The sequence below is a fragment of the Sphingobium sp. WCS2017Hpa-17 genome, assembly GCF_031843765.1.
Classification (GTDB): domain Bacteria; phylum Pseudomonadota; class Alphaproteobacteria; order Sphingomonadales; family Sphingomonadaceae; genus Sphingobium.
Window position 1 is genome coordinate 170066 of record NZ_JAVTIV010000001.1, and the last position, 20226, is coordinate 190291.

The window sequence follows — 20226 nt, forward strand, 5'->3', positions numbered from 1 at the left end:
CGAATAATATCGACGATTATGTTCTATATTATGGAATGATGGGTGCCGGCCCCTCCGGATCGGGAGGGGCCGGTCGGAAGATCACACGGCCCAGCAGCCGCAGCCCAATGCGCCCCAGAAGCTCTGCACATCAGCGGCGGGGACATCGGCACCCAGCGCAGCGGCATGGTCATGGCCATGGACCCCGCAGGATGAGGCGCAGCCGCAGGCCGACGCCAGCTTCTTCGCGCTTTCATCCTTGCGATAATGACCGCCGAAGGTCGCGACCGGCGACCAGTCGGGCATCGCCTTGGGCGCGACCGGCGCCAGCGATCCATAGTCGCCTTCGCCATAGACTATCTTGCCGCCTAGCACGGTCAGGACCGAGCGGAGATGCGCGATCTCATCTTCGGGGACCGAGAAATAATCGTCCGACAGCAGGGCGAAGTCGGCCAGCTGGCCCTTCCGGATCTGCCCCTTCTTGCCCACTTCGTTCGAAAACCATGTGTTTTTTTCGGTCCACAGGCGCAGCGCGGTTTCGCGATCCAGCCGGTTGCGTACCGGATAGAGCGCCAGGCCGCCGACCGTCTTCGACGTGACCAGCCAGCTCAGCGACACCCAGGGATTATAGCTGGCGACGCGGGTGGCGTCGGTGCCGGCGCCCACGGGCAGGCCGGCCGCCATCATCCGCTTGATCGGTGGCGTGGCCTCCGCCGCCTTGGCGCCATAGCGCTCAACGAAATATTCGCCCTGAAAGGCCATGCGATGCTGGACGGCGATGCCACCGCCCAGCGCCGCGATCCGGTCTATATTGCGCTCGCTGATGGTTTCGGCATGGTCGAAGAACCAGTTCAGCCCCTGCAACGGAATGTCGCGATTGACCTTTTCGAACACATCGAGCGCACGGCCGATCGTCTGGTCATAGGTTGCGTGCATCCGCCAAGGCCAGCGGCGCTCGGCGAGCAGGCGGATGACAGGCTCCAGATCGCCTTCCATTTCCGGCGGCATGTCGGGACGTGCGACGCGGAAATCCTCGAAATCGGCGGCGGAATAGACCAGCATCTCGCCCGCGCCATTGTGGCGGTAGGTGTCGTCGCCATCGCCGGGCTTCACCTTGGTCGACCAGGTTGCGAAGTCCTTCAGTTCTTCCTTCGGCTTCTGCGTAAAGAGATTATAGGCGATGCGCAGCGTCAGGTCGCCATCCCTGTGCAGCTTGTCGATCACTTCATAATCGCCGGGGTAATTTTGCGACCCGCCACCCGCGTCGATCACGCTGGTGACGCCGAGCGAGTTGAGTTCACGCATGAAATGCTTCGTGCTGTTCAACTGATACTCCTGCGGCAGCTTCGGCCCCTTGGCCAGCGTGGCATAGAGGATCGTCGCATTGGGCTGAGCCAGCAGCAGGCCCGTCGGATTGCCCTGCGCATCGCGGACGATCTCGCCGCCCGGAGGATTTGGCGTGTTCCGATCATAACCCACGGCCCGAAGCGCGGCCGCATTCAGCAATGCGCGATCGTAGAGATGCAGGATGAAAACCGGGGTGTCGGGCGCCGCCGCGTTGATCTCCTCGATCGTGGGCAGGCGCTTTTCGGCGAACTGATGTTCGGTGAAACCGCCGACCACGCGGACCCACTGCGGCGGCGGGGTGTTTTCAGCCTGCGTCTTGAGCATCGCCATCGCTTCCGACAGGCTCGGCACGCCTTCCCAGCGCAATTCCATATTATAGTTTAGGCCGCCCCGGATGACATGGATGTGGCTGTCGATCAGGCCGGGGATCAGGCGGCGGCCCTTGGCGTCGATCGTCTGCGCGTCGGGGCTGGCGGCGGCGCGAACATCCTGCTCGCTGCCCACGGCCAGGAACTTGCCGTTCCGGATCGCCACCGCCTGCGCCACCGGATTTTCCCGGTCCAGCGTCGTGACCCTGGCATTGATGATGATGAGGTCTTTCTGGCTCATGGCGAAGCTTTCCGAGGCGGTGAGAAGGGCGGTGGTGGCGGCGCTGGCCAGCGCCTGGCGGCGGGTCATCATGCGTCATGCTCCGTGGATGCGATAGGGGGCGAGGGGGCGATCAGGCGGTGGGCGATCGGCAGCAATTGTTCGCCCAGCAATATCCCCGCCAGCCCGATCAGGGCGATGACGGGCGGGGCGGGCGATCGCACGCCCATCAGGCTGTAGACGATGCCGACCAGCAGGCCAGCGCCAAGCGAAAGAAGATAGGCCTTCATGGGTTTTTCCCTTCGGTTCGGGAAATAGGGGAGCTGTACCGGGACGGCTCCCCCGAGGATATTAGTGTCCGCCTTCCGAAGCATTGAACATCGTCTTGGCATAGGTGATGCCCAGACCATAGGCGCCACCCCATTTGCGGGCGATGCCGGTGGTCATGTCGTAGGTTTCGGTACGCTCCCAGTCGCGCTGGAGTTCGAGTAGATATTGCAGCGAGGTGATGGGCTTGGCGCCGGCCGCGATCATGCGCTCCACGGCGCGTTCATGGGCTTCCTCGCTGATGTCACCGCTGGCGTCGGTGATGACATAGGCCTCAAAGCCCTGTTCGATCGCCGAGAGCACCGGACCGACGATGCAGACGCTGGTCCACAGGCCGGCGAAGACGATGCGATCCTTGGCGATGCGGTTCACTTCATCAATGACGGCGGCGTCTTCCCAGGTGTTCATCGACGTGCGGTCGAGCATCGACTGGTTGTCGAAGGCTTCGGTGATTTCGCTGAACATCGGACCGGAAAAGCTCTTTCCGGCGACGGTGGTCAGGATGGTGGGGACGTTGAAGCCAGCGGCGGCATTGGACACCAGCGCGGCATTGTTGCGCAGCAGTTCGGGCGCGATCGACTTGGTGGCGAAGGCCATTTGCGACTGGAAGTCGATGAGGACCAGGGCATGATTGGTCGGCGACAGCAGAGCCTTGGCGGGGGTCGGGGTGGCGGTGATCGACATGGGTGAAGTCCTTCCTGAGAATGTTCTGCGCCCGTCCGTTCGGGCTGATGTCGGTCTACCGCCCAGCATAAATGTGAAACAGCTGGATAAATTATTCTCTATCGTTCGATATTTTAGAAATGATGGAAGCTGAATCAACAAAGGCCGGCCCGGCACGATCTGGGCGATCATGCCGGGCCGGCCGGTATTCCGGTTGTGATGTCAGGATGAAAGGGGCGAGGCGATCAGGGCTTCAGGTTGACGGGATCGAGCCGCGCCACGCCTTTCAAGGCTAAGTCACCGGCATGATGACCGACCGCCAGCGCATAATTGCCGCCGTCCAGCCGCCAGCCTGTTCCTTCCTCGAACCGGGCGATCAGACGCGGATCGACCGTCATGGTGATGCGCCGGGTTTCGCCGGGGGAGAGACTGAACTTGTCGAACCCGGCCAGCCGCCAGCCGTTGACGCCCGCGCTGCCCTTCGCCTGCACATAAAGTTGCGGCACATCCGCGCCGCTGCGGTTGCCGGCATTGGTGACGTCGAAACTGACGGTCAGCGCCGCGCCGTCCTGTACTGTCAGGTTCGCATAGGTGAAGCGGGTATAGCTGAGGCCATAGCCGAAGGGAAAAAGCGGCTTGGCGCCCTTCATCGCATACCAGCGATAGCCGACCTCCGCGCCTTCGGGATAGTCGACCGCGAAGGGCGCGACGCCGCCGGTCATACCGTAATTGGCCGTGTCGCCCGCCTCCCGCCGGGCATCGGCGGCATGCAGTTCGGCAAGGCCCAATGGCTCAGGGCGTGGCGCCTGATCGGCGCGCACGGGAAAGGTGATGGGCAGGCGCCCCGAGGGCGTCACGTCGCCGAACAGGATGTTCGCCATCGCCTCGCCACCGCGCTGTCCGGGATACCAGGCCTGCACCAGCGCCGGCACCTTGGCGATCCACGGCATTTCCACGGGGCCGCCGGTTTCCAGCATGACGATGGTCTTGCGGTTGGCACTGGCTACGGCGTCGATCAGTGCGTCCTGATTGCCGGGCAGGCGCATATGTTCCGGGTCTTGCGCCTCCGTCTGCCATTGCCAGCCGAAGACGATGGCAAGGTCGGCCTGCCGCGCGGCATCCGCCGCTGCCTTGGGATCGCTGCCGTCGACATAGGTGACGTCGGCCTGCGGTGCGATGGCCTGGATCGCCTTCAAGGGGGATGAAGCATGCCAGGTCATGCGCGCGAAGGACGCCGCCGCCCCCTTGGTCAGCGGAATTTCGACCGGTGCTCCGCCGACCGAGCGGACCTGCGACGATCCGCCGCCCGACAGCACACCCACATCGGCGTGGCCGCCGATCAGGACGATCCGCCGCGCGCTCTTGGCCAGCGGCAGCAGATTGCCCTCATTTTTAAGGAGGACGATCCCTTCCTCCGCCGTCCGTTGGGCGACATCGGCATGGGCGGCATAGTCGATCTGGCGCGGGCTGTCCGGCACCGGATCGTCCATCAGCCCGCTGGCGATCACGCCATGCAGGATGCGCGTCACCATATCATCAAGCCGTGCCATGGGGATGAGCCCGGCTTTTATCGCGTCTTCGAACGGCTTGCCGAAATGGATGGCGTCGTCCAGTTCCTGCCCGGACTCTTGGTCCAGCCCGCCCAGTGCGGCCTTCTCCGTCGAATGTACTGCCCCCCAGTCGGACATGACCCAGCCCTTATAGCCCCAGTCCTTCTTCAGGACCGTATTGAGCAGCCAGTCATTCTCGCAGGCATAATCGCCATTCACCTTGTTATAGGCGCACATGACGGAGGCAGGCGCGCCGATCTCCGTTGCGATCTGGAAGGCCAGCAGGTCGCTCTCGCGCAGGGCGGCCTTGTCGATCCGCGCGTTCAGCACGGTGCGCCCGGTTTCCTGGGAATTGAGTGCGAAATGCTTGATGGTCGATACGATATGGTTGCTCTGGACGCCGCGAATATGTTCGCCCGCCATCACGCCGGCCAGCAACGGATCTTCGCCCAGATATTCGAAATTGCGCCCGTTCCATGGATCGCGGGTCAGGTTGACGCCACCGGCGAGCAGGACATTGAACGTCTTGGCCCTTGCCTCTGCCCCGATCATCGCGCCGCCGGCATAGGCAATGGCCGGATTGAACGTCGCGGCCGTGGCCAGACTGGCGGGCAGGGCGGTTGCCGTGTCGCCCTTGCGCTGCTCGATCTGGTTGGCGACGCCAAGGCTAGCGTCACTTTCCCGCAGCGTCGGGATGCCAAGGCGCGGGATGCCTGGAATATGACCAGCCGACGGGATCATCGCGATCGGCTGCGGCGGCTTCGCCATAGGCGGGAAATAGCCGTGGATGATCGCCAGCTTCTCCTGCGTGGTCATGGCCGCGACCAATGCTTTGGCCCGCGCCTCGGTCGACAAGGCACGATTGCTGCCGGCCGTCGTTGCGGGCGACTGGGCCTGTGCGGTCGGCACATAAGCGGTGCCAATCAGAAGGAGGGCGATCAGGGCAGGGCGCGTCATGGACGATCTCTCATTGTGTAAAAGTGGCGGCGGAGGCCTATCGGGGGAGGGAAGGGCGTCCGCCGCCTGAAGGGCGACCGGCAGGGGAAGGGAAGCCGGTCGCTGGCCGCTATCAGAAGTTCGCGCGGGCGCGCACGCCCCAGGTGCGCGGTGGCTGAAGGTTGGACAGGAAAATCGGGTCATATCGCGGCGCGCCGAACGCGCCGGCGCCGGTGCGGATCTTCCCATTCTCGATATTCTGGACGAAGGCTTCGACCGAATATTTCTCATCCGGCGCGGTGAAGCGGATCGACGCGTCGGACCGGAAATAGGCCTTCTGCCGGTCCCAGTCGGTGCCGTTGGTGCCGCGGCTGGGCATATTGTCGGCCGGGTCGTTGGCATTGACGAACGGATTGGCGTCGCCGTTGAAGTAGCTGAGCCAGCTCTTCGTCTCATAATGGGTGGTGAAGCGCGGGGTGATCCGCGCGCCGCTGGCCATCACGAAATCATGCTCATAGCTGAGCGTCGCAGAGAAGCGCGGCGCATGGGCCAGTTCATTGCCTTCAAGCTGGGCGATCGAGGACAGCTTTCCGCCATCGTAAAGCCGCCCGTCGACGCTTGCCAACTCCTCCAGCTTAGTCTTCTGGAGCGTGCCGGAAAATTGCAGCCGGTCATTGTCGGTCAGATTGGCGACCATTTCTGCTTCCAGACCATAGGCTTTCGCGCCCTTGGCATTTTGCGTGATCATCTGGCTGCGTATGACATTGCCTTCGTCGTCGCGGAAGGTGACGGCCTGGTTCACCTGATAGCCCTTGAAGTCGCTATAATAGGCCGCGAGGTTCAGCGTGACGCGGCGGTCCAGGAAACGGGACTTCAGGCCCACTTCATAGTTGGTCAGCGTTTCCGGGTCGGTCAGGCCCGCATTGTCCTGAATATTGCCCGACTTGAAGCCGGTGCTGATGCTGGCATAGCCCAGCACATCCTGCGCCAGATCCGCGTCGACGCGGGCCAGATAGGTCAGTTTGTCCCATTTGCCCTTCACATCGTTGCTGGAGATGGAGAAGCCCGGCAGCAGCGCCACCAGTTCTTCCGCGCTTGCACCCGGATAGGCGCCGAAAATGCCGCCGGTGCAACGGCCGCCGGGCAGCTTGTCGGCATCGGAACAGCCTTCGCCGGAATAGGTCACGTTGCGGCCGCCGATGTCCTGCTTCTTGTCGGACGTGTAGCGCAGGCCGCCGGTCACGCGGATCGCGTCATTGACGTGCCATACCGCCTGACCGAATACGGCCCGGCTGTCGATCTGACGATTGGCTTGGATGAAGCTGCCGGCCCAACTGAAGGTGCCGTCACGATAGCCATTCCGCTGATCGATATCGAAGCGGATGCGGTTCTTTTCATGGCTGTAATAGGCGCCCAAAATCCAGTCGATCGCCCGTTCGCCTGATGATTTCAGCTGGATTTCATGGCTCTGGAAATCATAGCGCGACGACAGGGTGCGGTTTTCGCCGAACGCGCCGAGCGGCAGGTCGTTGCCATTGGCATCGACTGTACCCGTCGGCGGCATCGCGCCCGCGTCCGCGTCCGTCTGGGTCGAACCGCCGATCCGCGACCAGCCGGCGATATAGCTAAGCTGGATGCCGTCGGTGATATCGTAGTTCATCGTGCTGCGTAGCGCGACCGAATAGCGGTCGGTGTCGGGCGCGGTGTCGCTAAGCGTCGACCAGCGCTTCGTGCCAGCGCGGGGCGTCTGGAGCAGGCCGATGACCGGGGCGCCATTGTCGAGGAAGCCTTCGGCCGACAGGTTCCAGCTGAACTTCTCGCTCGGCTGCCAGAGCATCGAGACACGGCCCGACTGCTGGTCGGCGGCATAATATTTCTTGCCGCTGGTGACGAAGGCGGACTTGTTGATGCCGGTCACATCCGGCGCCGGCTGGAAATCGGCATAACCGTCATGCCGGTCGCTGACGAACGCCACGCGGAAGGCCAGCGTGTCGCTGACCGGGATATTGATCGCGCCGCGCACGCCCAGCCGGTCATAATTGCCGGCGGTGACTTCGACATTGCCCTCGAACTCACCCAGCTTCGGCTTGGCGGAAATCAGGCTGAGCGCGCCGACCGTGGCATTGCGGCCGAACAAGGTGCCCTGCGGACCGCGCAGCACTTCCACCCGCTCCATATCGTACATCAGCACCGAAGCGCCCTGCGACCGCGGCGAATAGATGCCATCGACATAGATGGCGACTTCCGGGTCGGCCACTTCGGTATAGGCGCTGTCGTTGCCGATACCGCGCAGCGTCAGCAGGACCGCCGACTGGTCGCCCTGCTGGTTGAACTGGAGCGAGGGGACGAAGCGGGCAAGGTCGGTCACATCCTTGACCTGTTGCTTGTCCAGTTGCGCCTGACCGAAGGCGGACACCGCGATCGGGGTCGATTGCAGGGTCGTTTCGCGGCGGGTGGCGGTGACGATGATATCGCCGTCATATCTGTTTTCGGGCTGCTGGGCGGCCTGCGGCGCGGTGCTGTCCTGCGCGTAGGCGGGGGCCATTGCCAGCGTCATAGTCGCAAGCGCAGTGCTCGCGACGAGCGCAATGCTCTTCATCATCTCTCTCCCTGGACTCACATCATTGTGTGTGCCGCGTAATGACCAAAGCCTGACAACGATGTCAACATGGTTTTTGACATCGATGTCAAATCCGCGCACAGGGGATGCAGCATTGCTTCCCATTCTTCACCGCGCATTGTAAGGATCGACCGCAAAGTCCGCTTGATGGTTATCGCTACGTCAACCTTGCCTGTCCCTGATGGCGACCGGATCGCGAGCCGGCTTTTCCGGCTGTCTATCGGCGTGTTCTTCATCGGTGGTTTCCTGACGTCTTCGGTCAGCCTGCTCGTGCCGCAACTCAAGCTGATGCTGCATCTGGATTATCGTCAGGCGCTGCTGGTCCAGCTGGCTTTTCACTCCAGTTACCTGCTGTTTGCGCTGCCGATTACCTGGGCGATCGTCCGCACCGGCTATATGCGCGCGATCGTGGCGGGGTTGGCGGTGATGACGGCCGGTTGTCTGGCCCTGACCATGGCGCAGACAGCCTTGTCCTTCGCCATGGTGATGGGGGCGCTGCTGCTCCTGTCGGCGGGACAGACCTTCCTCCAGATCGCATCCAATACGGTGGTCGCGGTCATCGGTCCGTCACGCGGCGCGGCGCGTCGTCTCACTTTGCTTCAGGGCTTCAATTCGCTTGGTACCGTGCTGGGGCCGCTCATCAGTGCGCCGCTGCTGCTGGCGGAACTGGATGCCGATGTCGCGCGCAGCATCGATCCGACGCTGCCCTTCCTTGGCACGGCGCTGGTCACGGCGGTCCTGACTCTGGCCTATATGCGCTATCGCAACCTGCTGGCGCGCGGAGAAGCGCAGACCTTCGCCGGGACTGGGCAGATGTTTCAGTTGATCCGTCTGCGCCGCCTGAAATGGGGCACAGCCGCGATCTTCTTCTATGTGGGGGCGGAGGTCACGATCGGTGCGCTGCTGCCCACCATATTGATGCGCTCGGACCGGCTGGGCGTCACGCCGGTAGTTGGCGGGCAGTTGGTCAGCCTTTATTGGGGCGGCGCTATGGCGGGTCGTTTCATCGGCGCCTGGATGATGACGCGTATGGCCGAATATCGCTTGCTGCTGGCGGTGGCGGTGGGCGGCGTGGCGCTGACAATGGCGGCCATCATACTGCCCGGCGCACTGGGTGCGGGCGCGTTGATTGCCGTCGGTCTGTGTAACGCCATCATGTATCCGACCATCTACGCTCTTGCCCTGCCGGCAGATGAGCGACAGGCGCCTGTCGCCTCCATGTGGTTGTGCATGGCGGTGGTCGGCGGCGCGGTCATTCCTGTCCTGACCGGCGTGTTGGCGGATGCGATGGCGCTTCTGCCCGCGCTGATCGTGCCGGCCGCCTGCTACGCCTTCATCGCCCGGTTTGCCGCCCTGTGCGCGCAGCCGCAGGAGCCCAAGTCATGAAGACCGTCACGATCAAGGATGTCGCCGCTCGCGCCGGCGTCTCGCCCAAGACCGTATCGCGCGTCATCAATGGGGAGGATCATGTTCGCCCCGAAATTCGCGAGGCGGTGCAGCGAATTGTGGCCGAGCTGGACTATCGCCCCAATGCCTTCGCGCGCAGCCTGTCCAGTTCGCGCTCCTATCTGCTCGGCCTCTTCATTGACGATCCGGTGTCGGGCTATGCCGCCGATGTCCAGCATGGCGCGCTGATCCGCTGTCGTGAGCGCAGCTATCATCTGGTGGTGGAACCTGTCGATCTGAGCCGACCCGGCTGGCAGGATCATGTCCGCGACAGCATCGCCAGCCTACGGCTGGACGGCGCGATCATCGCGCCCCCTATTTGCGACGCGCCCGAACTGATTGCCCTGTTCCGCCAGGCGGCCGTGCCCCATGTCCTGATGGCGCCATCGGCCGAGCCAGAGGATAGCGGCGCGGTGCGGATGGACGATCATGGCGCGGCGCGGGAAATGACCGACTATCTGATCGGCCTTGGCCATCGCCATATCGGTTTCGTGCAGGGGCCGGTGAACCACAGCGCCTCCATCCGACGGGAGGAGGGGTTTCGTGCGGCCATGGCGACGGCGGCGATTGCGGTGGAAGAACGTTTCGTGCGGCGCGGCGATTTCAGTTTCCGGTCGGGTTTGGAACTGGGCGAGGCGTTGCTGTGCGGTCCCGACCGTCCCAGCGCTATTTTTGCCTGCAATGACGATATGGCGCTCGGCGTCCTGATCACCGCGATCAAGCGGGATCTGCATGTGCCCGACGACCTGTCGATCGTGGGTTTCGACGACGCGGCATCCTCCCGCGCGGCTTGGCCGCAAATCACGACGATCCGCCAGCCCAAGGCGGAAATGGCCGCTGCTGCCGTCGACATTCTGGTCGATCCGTCCTTCCGCAAGAAGATCGCCCATCCCGATGCCCATCTCATGCTGCCCCATGCGCTGGTGGTGCGTGGCAGCAGCGGGCCTATGGTGCCAAAAAAGGGCGACTGACCTGTGCGTGGTGGCCCCATTTGGCGATATGCGTTACGAGGGCGCTGATCGATGGAGTGGCTGCCATGACTGACCTTGCGACGCCTAACCTGCCGTCCCGTGATTTCGGCGCGACATCGGCCTTCTACGCGCGCTTCGGTTTTGCGGAGAGCTGGCGCGATCCCCATTGGATGATCCTGCACCGTGGCAGCATCATACTGGAATTTTTTCCCTATCCCGATCTGGACCCTGCCAACAGTTCCTTCAGTTGCTGTTTCAGGATGGACGATGTGAATGGTTTCTTTGCCGAGGTGATCGCGGCCGGCATAGTCGAAACCAGCATCGGCTGGCCGCGCGCCCATCGCCCGAAGAAGGAGCATTGGGGCGGGACCGTGGGCGCGTTGATCGATGAGGATGGCACGCTGATCCGGCTGGTGCAGGCGCCCGATTGACCGACGGGCTTGGCCGGGCCTGACAAACTCTGGCCGATCCTCTATCCGTTGACCGATGCCCGGCTCTTCCCCCATGCCGCATAGCCCGGACGGACCGCACCGCCTGCGCGCCATCGGTTTTGGCGCGGGCGATTATGCGTTCAATCTCTATTGGCAGACGGTCAGTCTTTATCTGCTGTTTTTCTATACCGACCGGCTGGGCCTGACTCCCGACCGGGCAGGGCTGATCATGGTCGCCGGGGCCTTCGCCGACGGACTGGCTGATCTGGCCATCGGCTTCGCGGCGGACCGCTGGCGGCTGCGTTACCGACGCATCGTGGCCTGGGGGTCGGCACCGCTGGCGATCCTGTTCATGGCGCTGTTCATTCAGCCGGACTTGTCCGGCGACCATATGTTCGCGTTGGTCCTGACCGTGCATCTGGCCTTCCGTATCCTCTATGCGCTGGTCAATCTTCCCTATGCCGCCTGGTCCACGCGCGTCAGCGATCATGCGACCGACCGTACCCTGATGTCGGGATCGCGCATGACCTTCGGTGCCTTGGGTGCCGTCACCGTCGCCTTCGTGATGCCGGCACGAGGCGAGGGCTATGGCGGGATGGCGCTCTTGCTTGCGCTGGTTGCAACCGGCGTTCTGGCGGCCGTCGTCTGGCGCGTGCCGGAACAGGTGCCGGATGATGAGCCGCAGACTGTTGCGCGCAGCATCCGGCGGGATCTGCGGGCCTTGTCGCATAATCGCCCCTTCCTGACGCTGGGCGCGGCAACCCTGTGCGTCACCATCGCCGGCGCGATCATCGGCCATTCCGTCATCTATTATTTCACCTATATTCTGTCCGCGCCGGTCGGCGGAAAGCAGGCGCTGGCCGTGATGGGCGTGATCGGCGCCGTAGCTGTCCCATTATGGACGGCGATCGCGATGGTCATCGGCGCACGCGCAAGCTGGCTGATCGCGGCGGTTCTGGGGATGCTCGCGCTTGCCGGCCTCGCCTTGTGGCCAGCCGTGCCGGGCGTCATCCTCTCCATCATCGTCCTCGCCATGGTGCAGGCGGCGATGAGCGGATTCCACCTCGCCGCCTGGGCGTTGCTGCCGACTACCGTGGATCATGGCGAAAGCATCGCCGGTTTTCGCGTCGAGGCGACGGCCTTCAGCCTTTTCATGCTGGTGCAGAAGATCGGACTGGGCCTCGCTGCTCTGCTGCTGGGCCTCGCCTATGCGCATTGGGGCTATGAAGGCGGCACGCCCGATGCCGCTGGTCGCGCCGCCATCTATTGGCTGATGATCGCCGGGCCTTTGGCGACCATTGCGGTCGGAGCGGCGATCATGGGGCTGTCGCCGCGCCTTGTTCAGGCCAGCACGAACATGTCCGACACCCCCTCCGCCTGAGCCGAGGGCGCGACCCAGAGCCGGAATTTGCCCGGTTCGACGGTCGGCTGCATATCCTGTCCCAGGAAGGTCAGGTCGTCGCGCTTCAGTGTGAAACGCACCTCCTGCGTTTCGCCGGGCTTGAGCGTGATCCGCTGGAAGGCTTTCAACTCGCGCACCGGCCGGGTGATGCTGGCCGTGATATCCTGCACATACAGTTGCGCGACCTCGATTGCCTCATGCTTGCCGCTGTTGCGGATGCTGGCCACGACCGCCAGTTCGCCGCCCGCCGTCAACCGGCCGGTGCCCATGTCGAGTTTCGTATAGACGATCTCTCCATAAGTCAGGCCATGGCCGAACGGATAGAGGGCCGCGTTGGGCGCCTCGCGATAATGGGCTTTATAATCCTGACGCGGACCGGGCGGGTTGGGGCGGCCGGTATTTTTGTGCGCATAATAAAGCGGCTCCTGCCCGCTTTCATAGGGGAAGGAGCAGGGGAGGCGCGCGGACGGGCTGGCCACGCCGAAGAGAATATCGGCGATCGCCATGCCGGACATGGACCCCAGGAACCAAGTCGCCAAAATGGCCGGGGCTTCCTTCACCGCCCCATGCAGCGCCAGCGCGCGACCGTGCCGCAGCAATATGACGATCGGCTTGCCGGTCTGCGCGACCGCTTCGGTTAGCGCTATCTGGGCGGCGGGGATAGTGATGTCGGTGCGCGATTGCGCCTCACCCGACATTTTCTGGCTTTCGCCGATCGCCAGCACGACAATGTCAGCGTCCTGCGCAGCGGCGACGGCGGCTTCGATTCCGCCCGCGATCGGCTTTTCGATGCCCGACCCATCTACCGCGACGATGGATTGCGGATCGGCGGCCACGGCGCGCATACCGCTGAGCAGGTCGACGGCGTCAGCATCCGTGCCATAGACATTCCACGGGCCGATCAGTTCGCGCTGACCCTGCACGAAGGGGCCGATCAGCGCGATCCGCTTGCCGGAGCGGGGCAGGGGCAGCAGCTCCTTCTCATTCTTCAGCAGGACGATCGACCGGCGCGCCGCATCACGCGCCACCTCCAGATGCTGCGGCGTTCTTATGCGCGCCTTTTCCCGCTTCGGATCGATCCGGCGGAAGGGGTCGTCGAACAGGCCAAGTTTGGTTTTCAGCGCCAGGACGCGGCGGACCGCTTCATCCAGCCGGGCCATGGGCACTTCACCCGCCTTCACCAGACCGGGCAGATGCCGGATGTAGAAACCCGACTGCATCGACATGTCCACACCGGCGAGGAAGGCGAGTTTCGCCGCCTCCCGCTCGTCGGCGGCAAAGCCATGGTCGATCAGTTCGAAGTCGCCCGTATAGTCGGACACAACCAGACCATCGAACTGCCATTGCCGGCGCAGCACATCGGTCAGCAGCCAGTGGTTGGCGGTCGCCGGCACGCCGGACAATTCGTTGAAGGACGCCATCACCGTCGCTGTCTGCGCCTCCAGCGCAGCCTGGAACGGCGGGAAATAGATTTCGCGCAGGGTCCGTTCCGACACGTCCACGCTGTTATAATCAAGGCCGCCTTCGGCCGCGCCATAGGCCGCGAAATGCTTGGCGCAGGCGGCCATGGCATCGTCCGCCGTCAGGCCCGATCGCCCCTGAAAGCCCCGCACCCGCGCATCCGCCATGATCCGGCCCAGCAGCACATCCTCGCCCGCGCCCTCGATCCCCCGGCCCCAGCGCTGGTCGCGGGCGATGTCCACCATCGGCGCGAAATTCCAGTCGATGCCGGCCGCCGTCGCCTCGATCGCGGCGATGCGGGCCGTCTGTTCGGCCAGCGCCGGGTCGAAGCTGCCGGCTTCGGCGAGCGGCATGGGAAAGACGGTGCGAAAACCATGGATGACGTCGGCGGCAAAGATCAGGGGAATTTTGAGGCGGGATTGCTTCGTCGCCACGACCTGCATCTGGCGGGCCATTTCCGCGCCATTGCCATTGAAGACGCCGCCGATCCGTCCGCGCTTCACCTCTTCCAACTGCTGCCGGAAACTGGATTTGGACGGCGATGTCGGATTGAGCGCATTGGCGGCGCCACCGGCCCAGGCCGCCGCCATCAGCGTGACCTGCCCCGCCTTTTCCTCGACCGTCATCTTTGCGATCAGGGCATCGAGGTCAGCCGAAGCCGCGCCACCAGCGCCCGCTTGTGCCAGCAGCGCACGGGCCGGCGAGGCCGCCCAAGCCGCCACTGCACCGGCACCGATAAGGATCGCACGACGCGAGACTGAGGAGCGGGGCTGCATGTCTTTCTCCTAAATTCCTGGCCTGTCCGGTGTCATGCTGCACCGTTTCGCCATCCTATTGCAGTGTCGTTCGGTTTCTTGTAACCGGTTACAAGATGGATCGGCAAGTCATGCCGGCAAAAAAGCGAACGACAAGGGCAGAGGATGAACGGCAAGGCCATCGGACAGGCGACGATCAGGGACGTGGCGCGCGAAGCCGGCGCATCGGTCGCGTCGGTGTCGCGCGTGTTCAATCGCCTGCCCAACGTTCGCCCGGAACTCAAGGAACGGGTCGAAGCCGCCGCCCGCAAGCTCAACTATGTTCCCCATGCCGGCGCCCGCAATCTCAGTCTGGCGCGCACGGGCGTCATCGGCGTCGTCCTACCGGACCTGCATGGCGAATTCTTCTCCGAAATATTGCGTGGCATGGAGCGGGAAGCAGCAATGCGCGGACGGCACCTGCTGCTGTCGAACATGCATATGGGGCTGGGCGATGGCGTCGAGGCATTGCGCAACATGCGCGGACGGGTGGACGGCCTGATCGTCATGGCGCCGCATATCGACCCGGACCTGCTGTTCGCGCATCTGCCGGCCAGCATCCCGGCCATTTTGCTCAACGGTCCGGAAAACCGGCAGGGTCGGCCGGAACTGCGGATCGACAATGCCGCCGGCGCGCGCACCATGGTGGAGCATCTGGTCGCAACCGGCCGTCGCGCCATCGTCCATATCGCCGGGTCGCACGGCAATATCGAGGCGGCGGAACGGGCGCGCGGCTATCGCGAGGCGATGGTCGCGGCCGGACTCGCCCCCGTCATCCTGCCCGGCAATTTCGATGAGGAGTCCGGCCATCTCGCCGTCCAGCGGTTGCAAATACAGCAGATGGACGTCGATGCGATCTTCGCGGCGAACGACATGATGGCTATCGGCGCGCTGGTCGCGTTGCGCGACATGGGTGTCGATGTGCCGGGCCAGATCGCCGTTGCGGGCTTCGACAATATCCCGCTCGCGCGCCTTATCAGCCCCGGTTTGACCACCATGGCGGTCGATATCGCCGATCTTGGTGCGCGGGCGATTAACCGGCTTTCCGCCGTCATCGACGGAGAAAACGTTCCGCAGACGGAACTTAGATATCCCAGCCTCATTGTTCGCAACAGCACGACGCAAACAACAGCGTAACGACCACCCCGAAGGGAACGGGGATAAGACAGGGGAATAGATGCCATGAACAAGACGAACGCTCTTCGCCTCCTCCTTGCCAGTGCGACCGCGCTGAGCAGCATTGTCGTCATGACGGCGCCGGCCAGCGCGCAGACGACAGTGTCATCCATTCGCGGCAGGGTGACGGACTCCGCCGGTGCGCCCGTGCCCGGCGCGACCGTGACGCTCAGCAGCGCAGGCACCGGCCGCACGCAAACGGCCACGAGCGGCGCCAATGGCACCTATATATTGAATGGCGTCCGGGCCGGTACCTATCGTATCGCTGTAACCGGTTCCGACAAGGGGGCGTTCGAGCAGGATATCGCGATCGGCGTGGGTCAGGCGGCCACGGTCGATGCCCGGCTGGGCACGCCGGCCACCGACACGGCAGCGGCCACGCCCGATGATGGCGCCGGCAGCCAGATCGTCGTCACCGGCAGCCGCCTGCGCGAAACCCGGACCAGCGAAATCGCGACCAATATCAGCCAGGAGCAGATTCGCGTCCTGCCGCAGACCGATCGCAACTTCCTGAGTTTCGCCGCGCTGGCGCCGGGCGTGCGCTACAATGATTCCGAGACCGACAAGAGCTTTTCGTCAGGCGCTTCCCCGGCCAGTCAGGTCAACGTCTTCATCGACGGCGTCAGCCTGAAGAACAAATTGCGCGAAGGCGGCGTCGCGGGCCAGCAGAATAGCCGCGGCAATCCCTTCGGCCAGCTTGCCGTGCAGGAATTCCGCGTCATCACGCAGAATTACAAGGCCGAATATGAGCAGGCTGGCGCAGCCGTCATCACCGCCGTCACCAAATCGGGTACGAATGAGTTTCATGGCGAAGTGTTCGGTCAATATACCGACCGGTCGCTGACCGAGAAAAGCTTTATCGACAAGCGCGACGGTAATGCCAAGCCGGCCTTTGAGCGCAAGCAATATGGCGCGTCATTGGGCGGTCCGATCATCAAGGACAAGCTGTTCTTCTTCATGGCTTATGAAGGCAATGATCAGGACCGCGCCTTCAACGTCCGTTCCAACGGCGCCGATGATGCGATCGCCGAGTTCGAACAATTTTCAGGACGCCAGATCAGCGATTTCGAAGGGGCCTTCGTCAGCCCGTTCCGCAGCGACTTCTATTTCGGCAAACTGACCTTGACCCCGAATGAGAACCAGACGTTCGACGTTTCGTTCAGCCGGCGCGAGGAAACCGACATTCAGGGCTTTGGCGATAACGTCGCCTATGACTATGCCGAAAACAAGATCAACGTCGTCGATACCTACCAGTTTAAATGGACCTATGACGACGATACGGTCGTCAATGAATTCAGCGCCAACTATCTGAGCTACAAGTTCAATCCGACCTCGCTGAACCCGGATCTGCCCGCCTATGATTATCAGGGCGTGATCCTGTTCGGCGGCAAGGATTCGACCCGGCGCGAGGTTCAGGAAAATTATAATTTCCGCAACGACCTGACCTATACCGGCTTTTCCGGTCATGCGATCAAGTTCGGCGCGCGCATCGAATTTACAGACATATTGTTCGACAATCAGGCCTATATCCAGCCGCGCTATTATTTCCGGCGCGAACCGAACAACAACCTCAACTTCGCTTTTCCGGCGGAGGCACGGTTGGGCTTGGGATCGGGCCTGATCAATGCATCCAACACTCAGCTTGGCCTCTATATTCAGGACGACTGGGACGTCACCGACAAGTTGCAGCTGAATGTCGGTCTGCGCTGGGACTATGAAAGCAACGGCTTTAACAACCGTTACAAGACGCCGGCCGCCGCTGCTGCCGCCTTGCGTGCGCTGCCTGCCACGGACTATTTTAACCCGGAAAACTACATCAGCGATGGCAATGACCGCAGCCCGTTCAAGGGCGCCTTCGCGCCGCGCTTCGGTTTCTCCTGGGATGTGAAGGGCGACCGCAGCACGGTCGTCTTCGGTGGTGCCGGTCGCTATTATGACCGCAACAATTTCAACAATACCGTCGATGAACTGTCGCGCACGATCAATCCGATCGGCCTGTTCCGCTTCTCGGCCGATGGCCAGCCGCGCGACGGCCAGCCGACGGTCGCCTGGGATCCGGCCTATCTGACTCGCGAAGGGCTGCTGGCGCTGGTCAACGCCAATCCCGAAGTCGGACTGCCGGAACTGTTCGCGGTCAAGAATAATGCCAAGCCGCCGGTGAACGACCAGTTCTCGCTCGGCGTACGCCAGCGCATCGGTATCTTTGAAACCTCCGTCACTGCCTCCTATCAGCGTGGCCGAAACGGCTATACCAACCTGTTCGCTACCCGTAATAATGCCGGCTTTGGTACTTGCTGCGACGGCGAATTGCTCGCAGCGGTCCGGGCGGCGGGCTATTCCAACGTGCTGATCGGCTATGACGGGCTCGATACCCGCTACAAGGCGCTCTATTTCACGCTCGACAAGAATTACACAAAGCAGTCGGGCTGGGGCCTGAACATCGCCTATACGCTCAGCAAATCGGAAAAGAATGGCGGCGACCTGTTCAGTCTGGATGCGCCGACCCCCGACTCCTATGGCTGGCGCAATTCGCCGGGGGATGAACGCCATCGTCTCGTGATTTCGGGCATCGTTGATCTGCCGTTGGGCTTCCAGTTCTCGACCCTGACGACGCTCGGTTCCGGTCAGGCCTATCAGGTGACGGACGGCACGAACGGCGCTTCGTCGGGCTTCAACGACTTCACCGCTCGCTATCCCAAGAAAAATTGCATCAAGGGCGTGTTCGCCTTCTGCGAAATCAATGTGACGCTGGCCAAGAATTTCGCACTCTTCGGCAAGGACGATCAGGTCAATTTCGCGGTCGATGTGCTGAACATCTTCAACAGCAAGAATTTCAGCGGTTTCGACGGTTTCTTCAACAATACCATCAACCCCGCGACCGGTCAGGTCACCGATCCGCTGCTGCCGGCCAACGGTGCCAATGCGTCGAATATGTTGACCCTGCCGCGGCGCGTTCAATTCCGCGTGGGCTATCGCTTCTGATGCCTGCGCATCCTGCTGCGGACCGGTCCTGCACGATCCGGTCCGCAGCGGTATTGCAACTGGAGTAGACTATTGCTGGACAGACGGACGTTCGTTGGCACGGCGGGAATGGGCCTGGCCGGGCTGCTGTCGGGGTGCGCCACGCGCAAGCCGGAGGTGCCGCTATCCACGGGGCCGATCGCCGTGGATGGCTGGACCAAGCTGGACCATCGTCCCGCGCTGGATGTCGAGGTCAGCCCGCTGATTGATGACATCCAGAAACTGGCCTTTCGCTATTTCTGGGAAGTCACCGATGAAAAGACGGGCATGTCGCCCGATCGCTGGCCGACCCCGTCTTTCGTATCGATCGCGGCCGTCGGCTTTGCCCTGACCGCCTATCCGATCGGCGTGACCCATGGCTGGATTACCCGTGACGAAGCGCGGCAGCGGACGTTGACGACGCTGCAATTTCTGGTCGCCGCGCCGATGGGCGACAAGCGCACCCAGGTCAGCGGCAATCACGGCTTTTTCTATCATTTCCTTGGCTCGACCAAGGGTTATCGCTTCGCTCTGTCCGAACTGTCGACGATCGACACGGCGCTGTTGATGGCAGGCGTGCTGTTCGCGCAAAGCTGGTTCGACGATCCGCTCCATCCCGACGAAGTGAAGATCCGCGATCTGGCGGAGAGGCTCTATCGCGCGGTCGAATGGACCTGGATCACGCCGCGCGCGCCCTTCATGTCGATGGGCTGGCATCCCGAAAGCGGCTTCATCCGTTCCGACTGGGAAATCTATAATGAAGGGATGATCCTCTACATATTGGGCATGGGATCGCCCACATTCCCGCTGCGCGACGACACATGGAATGTCTGGAGCACCCAGTTCGAAACCAGTTGGTCATCGCGCTGGGGCGATCCGCACCTGCATTTCGCGCCGATGTTCGGCCATCAATATAGCCATGTCTGGGTCGATTTCCGGGACATTCGCGATCGCTACATGGCCGGCAAAGGCATCGACTATTTTGAGAACAGCCGCCGCGCCACCTATGCTCAGCGCAACTATGCGATGGAAAATCCGGGTGGCTGGGCCGGCTATGGCGCGGACTGCTGGGGCCTGACCGCCTGTGACGGGCCGGGCGACTTCAAGATGACGCTGGCCGGCAAGGAACGGGAATTTTACAGCTATTCCGCGCGCGGTCCGGGCGAACGCGATGACGGGACGCTGGCGCCTACCGCGCTGCTCGGCTCGCTCCCCTTCGCGCCGGAAATCGTCGAGCCCACCATCCAGGCCATGTATTTCCGCTATGGCGAACAGCTTTATGACAAATATGGCTTCCTCGACAGTTTCAACCCCACGATCATCCGTCGTCCCTCGCAACCCTTCCGCCATGGCGAATTTCGCCTCGGCGTCGGCTGGGTCGACAAGGATTATCTGGGAATCGACCAGGGGCCGATCGTCGCGATGATCGAAAATTATCGGTCCGGCCTCGTCTGGAACACGATGAAGAAGAATCCGCATATCAGGCGCGGCCTGCAACGGGCCGGCTTTACGGGGGGATGGCTGGGATGATGCCG

13 protein-coding genes are annotated in these 20226 nt (G+C 62.8%); 7 read left to right on the plus strand and 6 right to left on the minus strand.

The genetic code is table 11. The annotated features are described in order from the left end of the window. Positions 1 to 81: 81 nt before the first annotated feature. The 5 genes from RQH62_RS00735 to RQH62_RS00755 all read right to left on the minus strand — a co-directional run bounded on the left by RQH62_RS00735 (position 82) and on the right by RQH62_RS00755 (position 7989). Complete coding sequence (locus tag RQH62_RS00735; RefSeq protein ID WP_311266834.1) at positions 82 to 2007, minus strand: amidohydrolase; 1926 nt, start codon at positions 2005 to 2007, stop codon at positions 82 to 84. Next, a complete protein-coding gene (locus RQH62_RS00740; RefSeq protein ID WP_311266835.1) occupies positions 2004 to 2204 on the minus strand; it encodes a DUF1427 family protein in 201 nt (66 codons plus the stop codon). The genes RQH62_RS00735 and RQH62_RS00740 overlap by 4 nt, the downstream gene beginning before the upstream one ends. Before the next feature lie 61 nt (positions 2205 to 2265). Next, a complete protein-coding gene (locus tag RQH62_RS00745) occupies positions 2266 to 2925 on the minus strand; it encodes a hydrolase (protein WP_311266836.1) in 660 nt (219 codons plus the stop codon). Positions 2926 to 3149: 224 nt separating this feature from the next. Beyond that, positions 3150 to 5411, minus strand: coding sequence for a beta-glucosidase (locus RQH62_RS00750; RefSeq protein ID WP_311266837.1), 2262 nt, complete (start codon positions 5409 to 5411; stop codon positions 3150 to 3152). Between the two features lie 112 nt (positions 5412 to 5523). Beyond that, positions 5524 to 7989, minus strand: a complete 2466-nt coding sequence (locus tag RQH62_RS00755) for a TonB-dependent receptor (protein WP_405053498.1) — start codon at positions 7987 to 7989, stop codon at positions 5524 to 5526. A gap of 168 nt (positions 7990 to 8157) precedes the next feature. Here RQH62_RS00755 and RQH62_RS00760 point away from each other — a divergent pair, with 168 nt between their 5' ends. The 4 genes from RQH62_RS00760 (at position 8158) to RQH62_RS00775 (ending at position 12239) form a co-directional block, all read left to right on the plus strand. Next, a complete protein-coding gene (locus tag RQH62_RS00760; protein ID WP_311266839.1) occupies positions 8158 to 9396 on the plus strand; it encodes an MFS transporter in 1239 nt (412 codons plus the stop codon). Next, entirely contained in the window at positions 9393 to 10427 is a 1035-nt protein-coding gene (locus RQH62_RS00765) for a LacI family DNA-binding transcriptional regulator (RefSeq protein ID WP_311266840.1), read from the plus strand. The genes RQH62_RS00760 and RQH62_RS00765 overlap by 4 nt, the downstream gene beginning before the upstream one ends. Before the next feature lie 65 nt (positions 10428 to 10492). Further along, positions 10493 to 10858, plus strand: a complete 366-nt coding sequence (locus tag RQH62_RS00770; RefSeq protein WP_311266841.1) for a bleomycin resistance protein — start codon at positions 10493 to 10495, stop codon at positions 10856 to 10858. Positions 10859 to 10913: 55 nt separating this feature from the next. Continuing rightward, entirely contained in the window at positions 10914 to 12239 is a 1326-nt protein-coding gene (locus RQH62_RS00775; protein WP_311266842.1) for an MFS transporter, read from the plus strand. Here the strand turns inward: RQH62_RS00775 and RQH62_RS00780 are convergent. Next, positions 12200 to 14497 (minus strand): glycoside hydrolase family 3 N-terminal domain-containing protein, encoded by a 2298-nt coding sequence (locus RQH62_RS00780; RefSeq protein WP_311266843.1) that lies wholly within the window; start codon positions 14495 to 14497, stop codon positions 12200 to 12202. The genes RQH62_RS00775 and RQH62_RS00780 overlap by 40 nt on opposite strands. 144 nt (positions 14498 to 14641) lie before the next feature. On the opposite strand from RQH62_RS00780, the gene RQH62_RS00785 reads away from it, so the two are divergent. From RQH62_RS00785 to RQH62_RS00795, 3 genes are all read left to right on the plus strand, one after another. Continuing rightward, positions 14642 to 15652 (plus strand): LacI family DNA-binding transcriptional regulator, encoded by a 1011-nt coding sequence (locus RQH62_RS00785; RefSeq protein ID WP_311266844.1) that lies wholly within the window; start codon positions 14642 to 14644, stop codon positions 15650 to 15652. Positions 15653 to 15697: 45 nt separating this feature from the next. After that, positions 15698 to 18673, plus strand: a complete 2976-nt coding sequence (locus RQH62_RS00790; RefSeq protein WP_311266845.1) for a TonB-dependent receptor domain-containing protein — start codon at positions 15698 to 15700, stop codon at positions 18671 to 18673. 108 nt (positions 18674 to 18781) lie between these two features. Then, complete coding sequence (locus RQH62_RS00795) at positions 18782 to 20221, plus strand: glucoamylase family protein (RefSeq protein WP_405053499.1); 1440 nt, start codon at positions 18782 to 18784, stop codon at positions 20219 to 20221. Positions 20222 to 20226 lie beyond the last annotated feature (5 nt).

Bases quoted from the DNA above. Each gene is read 5' to 3' on its own strand.
- RQH62_RS00780 (WP_311266843.1), bottom strand. From the start codon at position 14,497: ATGCAGCCCCGCTCCTCAGTCTCGCGTCGTGCGATCCTTATCGGTGCC.
- RQH62_RS00735 (WP_311266834.1), bottom strand. From the start codon at position 2,007: ATGATGACCCGCCGCCAGGCGCTGGCCAGCGCCGCCACCACCGCCCTT.
- RQH62_RS00785 (WP_311266844.1), top strand. From the start codon at position 14,642: ATGAACGGCAAGGCCATCGGACAGGCGACGATCAGGGACGTGGCGCGC.
- RQH62_RS00765 (WP_311266840.1), top strand. From the start codon at position 9,393: ATGAAGACCGTCACGATCAAGGATGTCGCCGCTCGCGCCGGCGTCTCG.
- RQH62_RS00760 (WP_311266839.1), top strand. From the start codon at position 8,158: ATGGTTATCGCTACGTCAACCTTGCCTGTCCCTGATGGCGACCGGATC.
- RQH62_RS00745 (WP_311266836.1), bottom strand. From the start codon at position 2,925: ATGTCGATCACCGCCACCCCGACCCCCGCCAAGGCTCTGCTGTCGCCG.
- RQH62_RS00740 (WP_311266835.1), bottom strand. From the start codon at position 2,204: ATGAAGGCCTATCTTCTTTCGCTTGGCGCTGGCCTGCTGGTCGGCATC.
- RQH62_RS00755 (WP_405053498.1), bottom strand. From the start codon at position 7,989: ATGAAGAGCATTGCGCTCGTCGCGAGCACTGCGCTTGCGACTATGACG.
- RQH62_RS00775 (WP_311266842.1), top strand. From the start codon at position 10,914: ATGCCCGGCTCTTCCCCCATGCCGCATAGCCCGGACGGACCGCACCGC.
- RQH62_RS00795 (WP_405053499.1), top strand. From the start codon at position 18,782: ATGGGCCTGGCCGGGCTGCTGTCGGGGTGCGCCACGCGCAAGCCGGAG.
- RQH62_RS00770 (WP_311266841.1), top strand. From the start codon at position 10,493: ATGACTGACCTTGCGACGCCTAACCTGCCGTCCCGTGATTTCGGCGCG.
- RQH62_RS00790 (WP_311266845.1), top strand. From the start codon at position 15,698: ATGAACAAGACGAACGCTCTTCGCCTCCTCCTTGCCAGTGCGACCGCG.
- RQH62_RS00750 (WP_311266837.1), bottom strand. From the start codon at position 5,411: ATGACGCGCCCTGCCCTGATCGCCCTCCTTCTGATTGGCACCGCTTAT.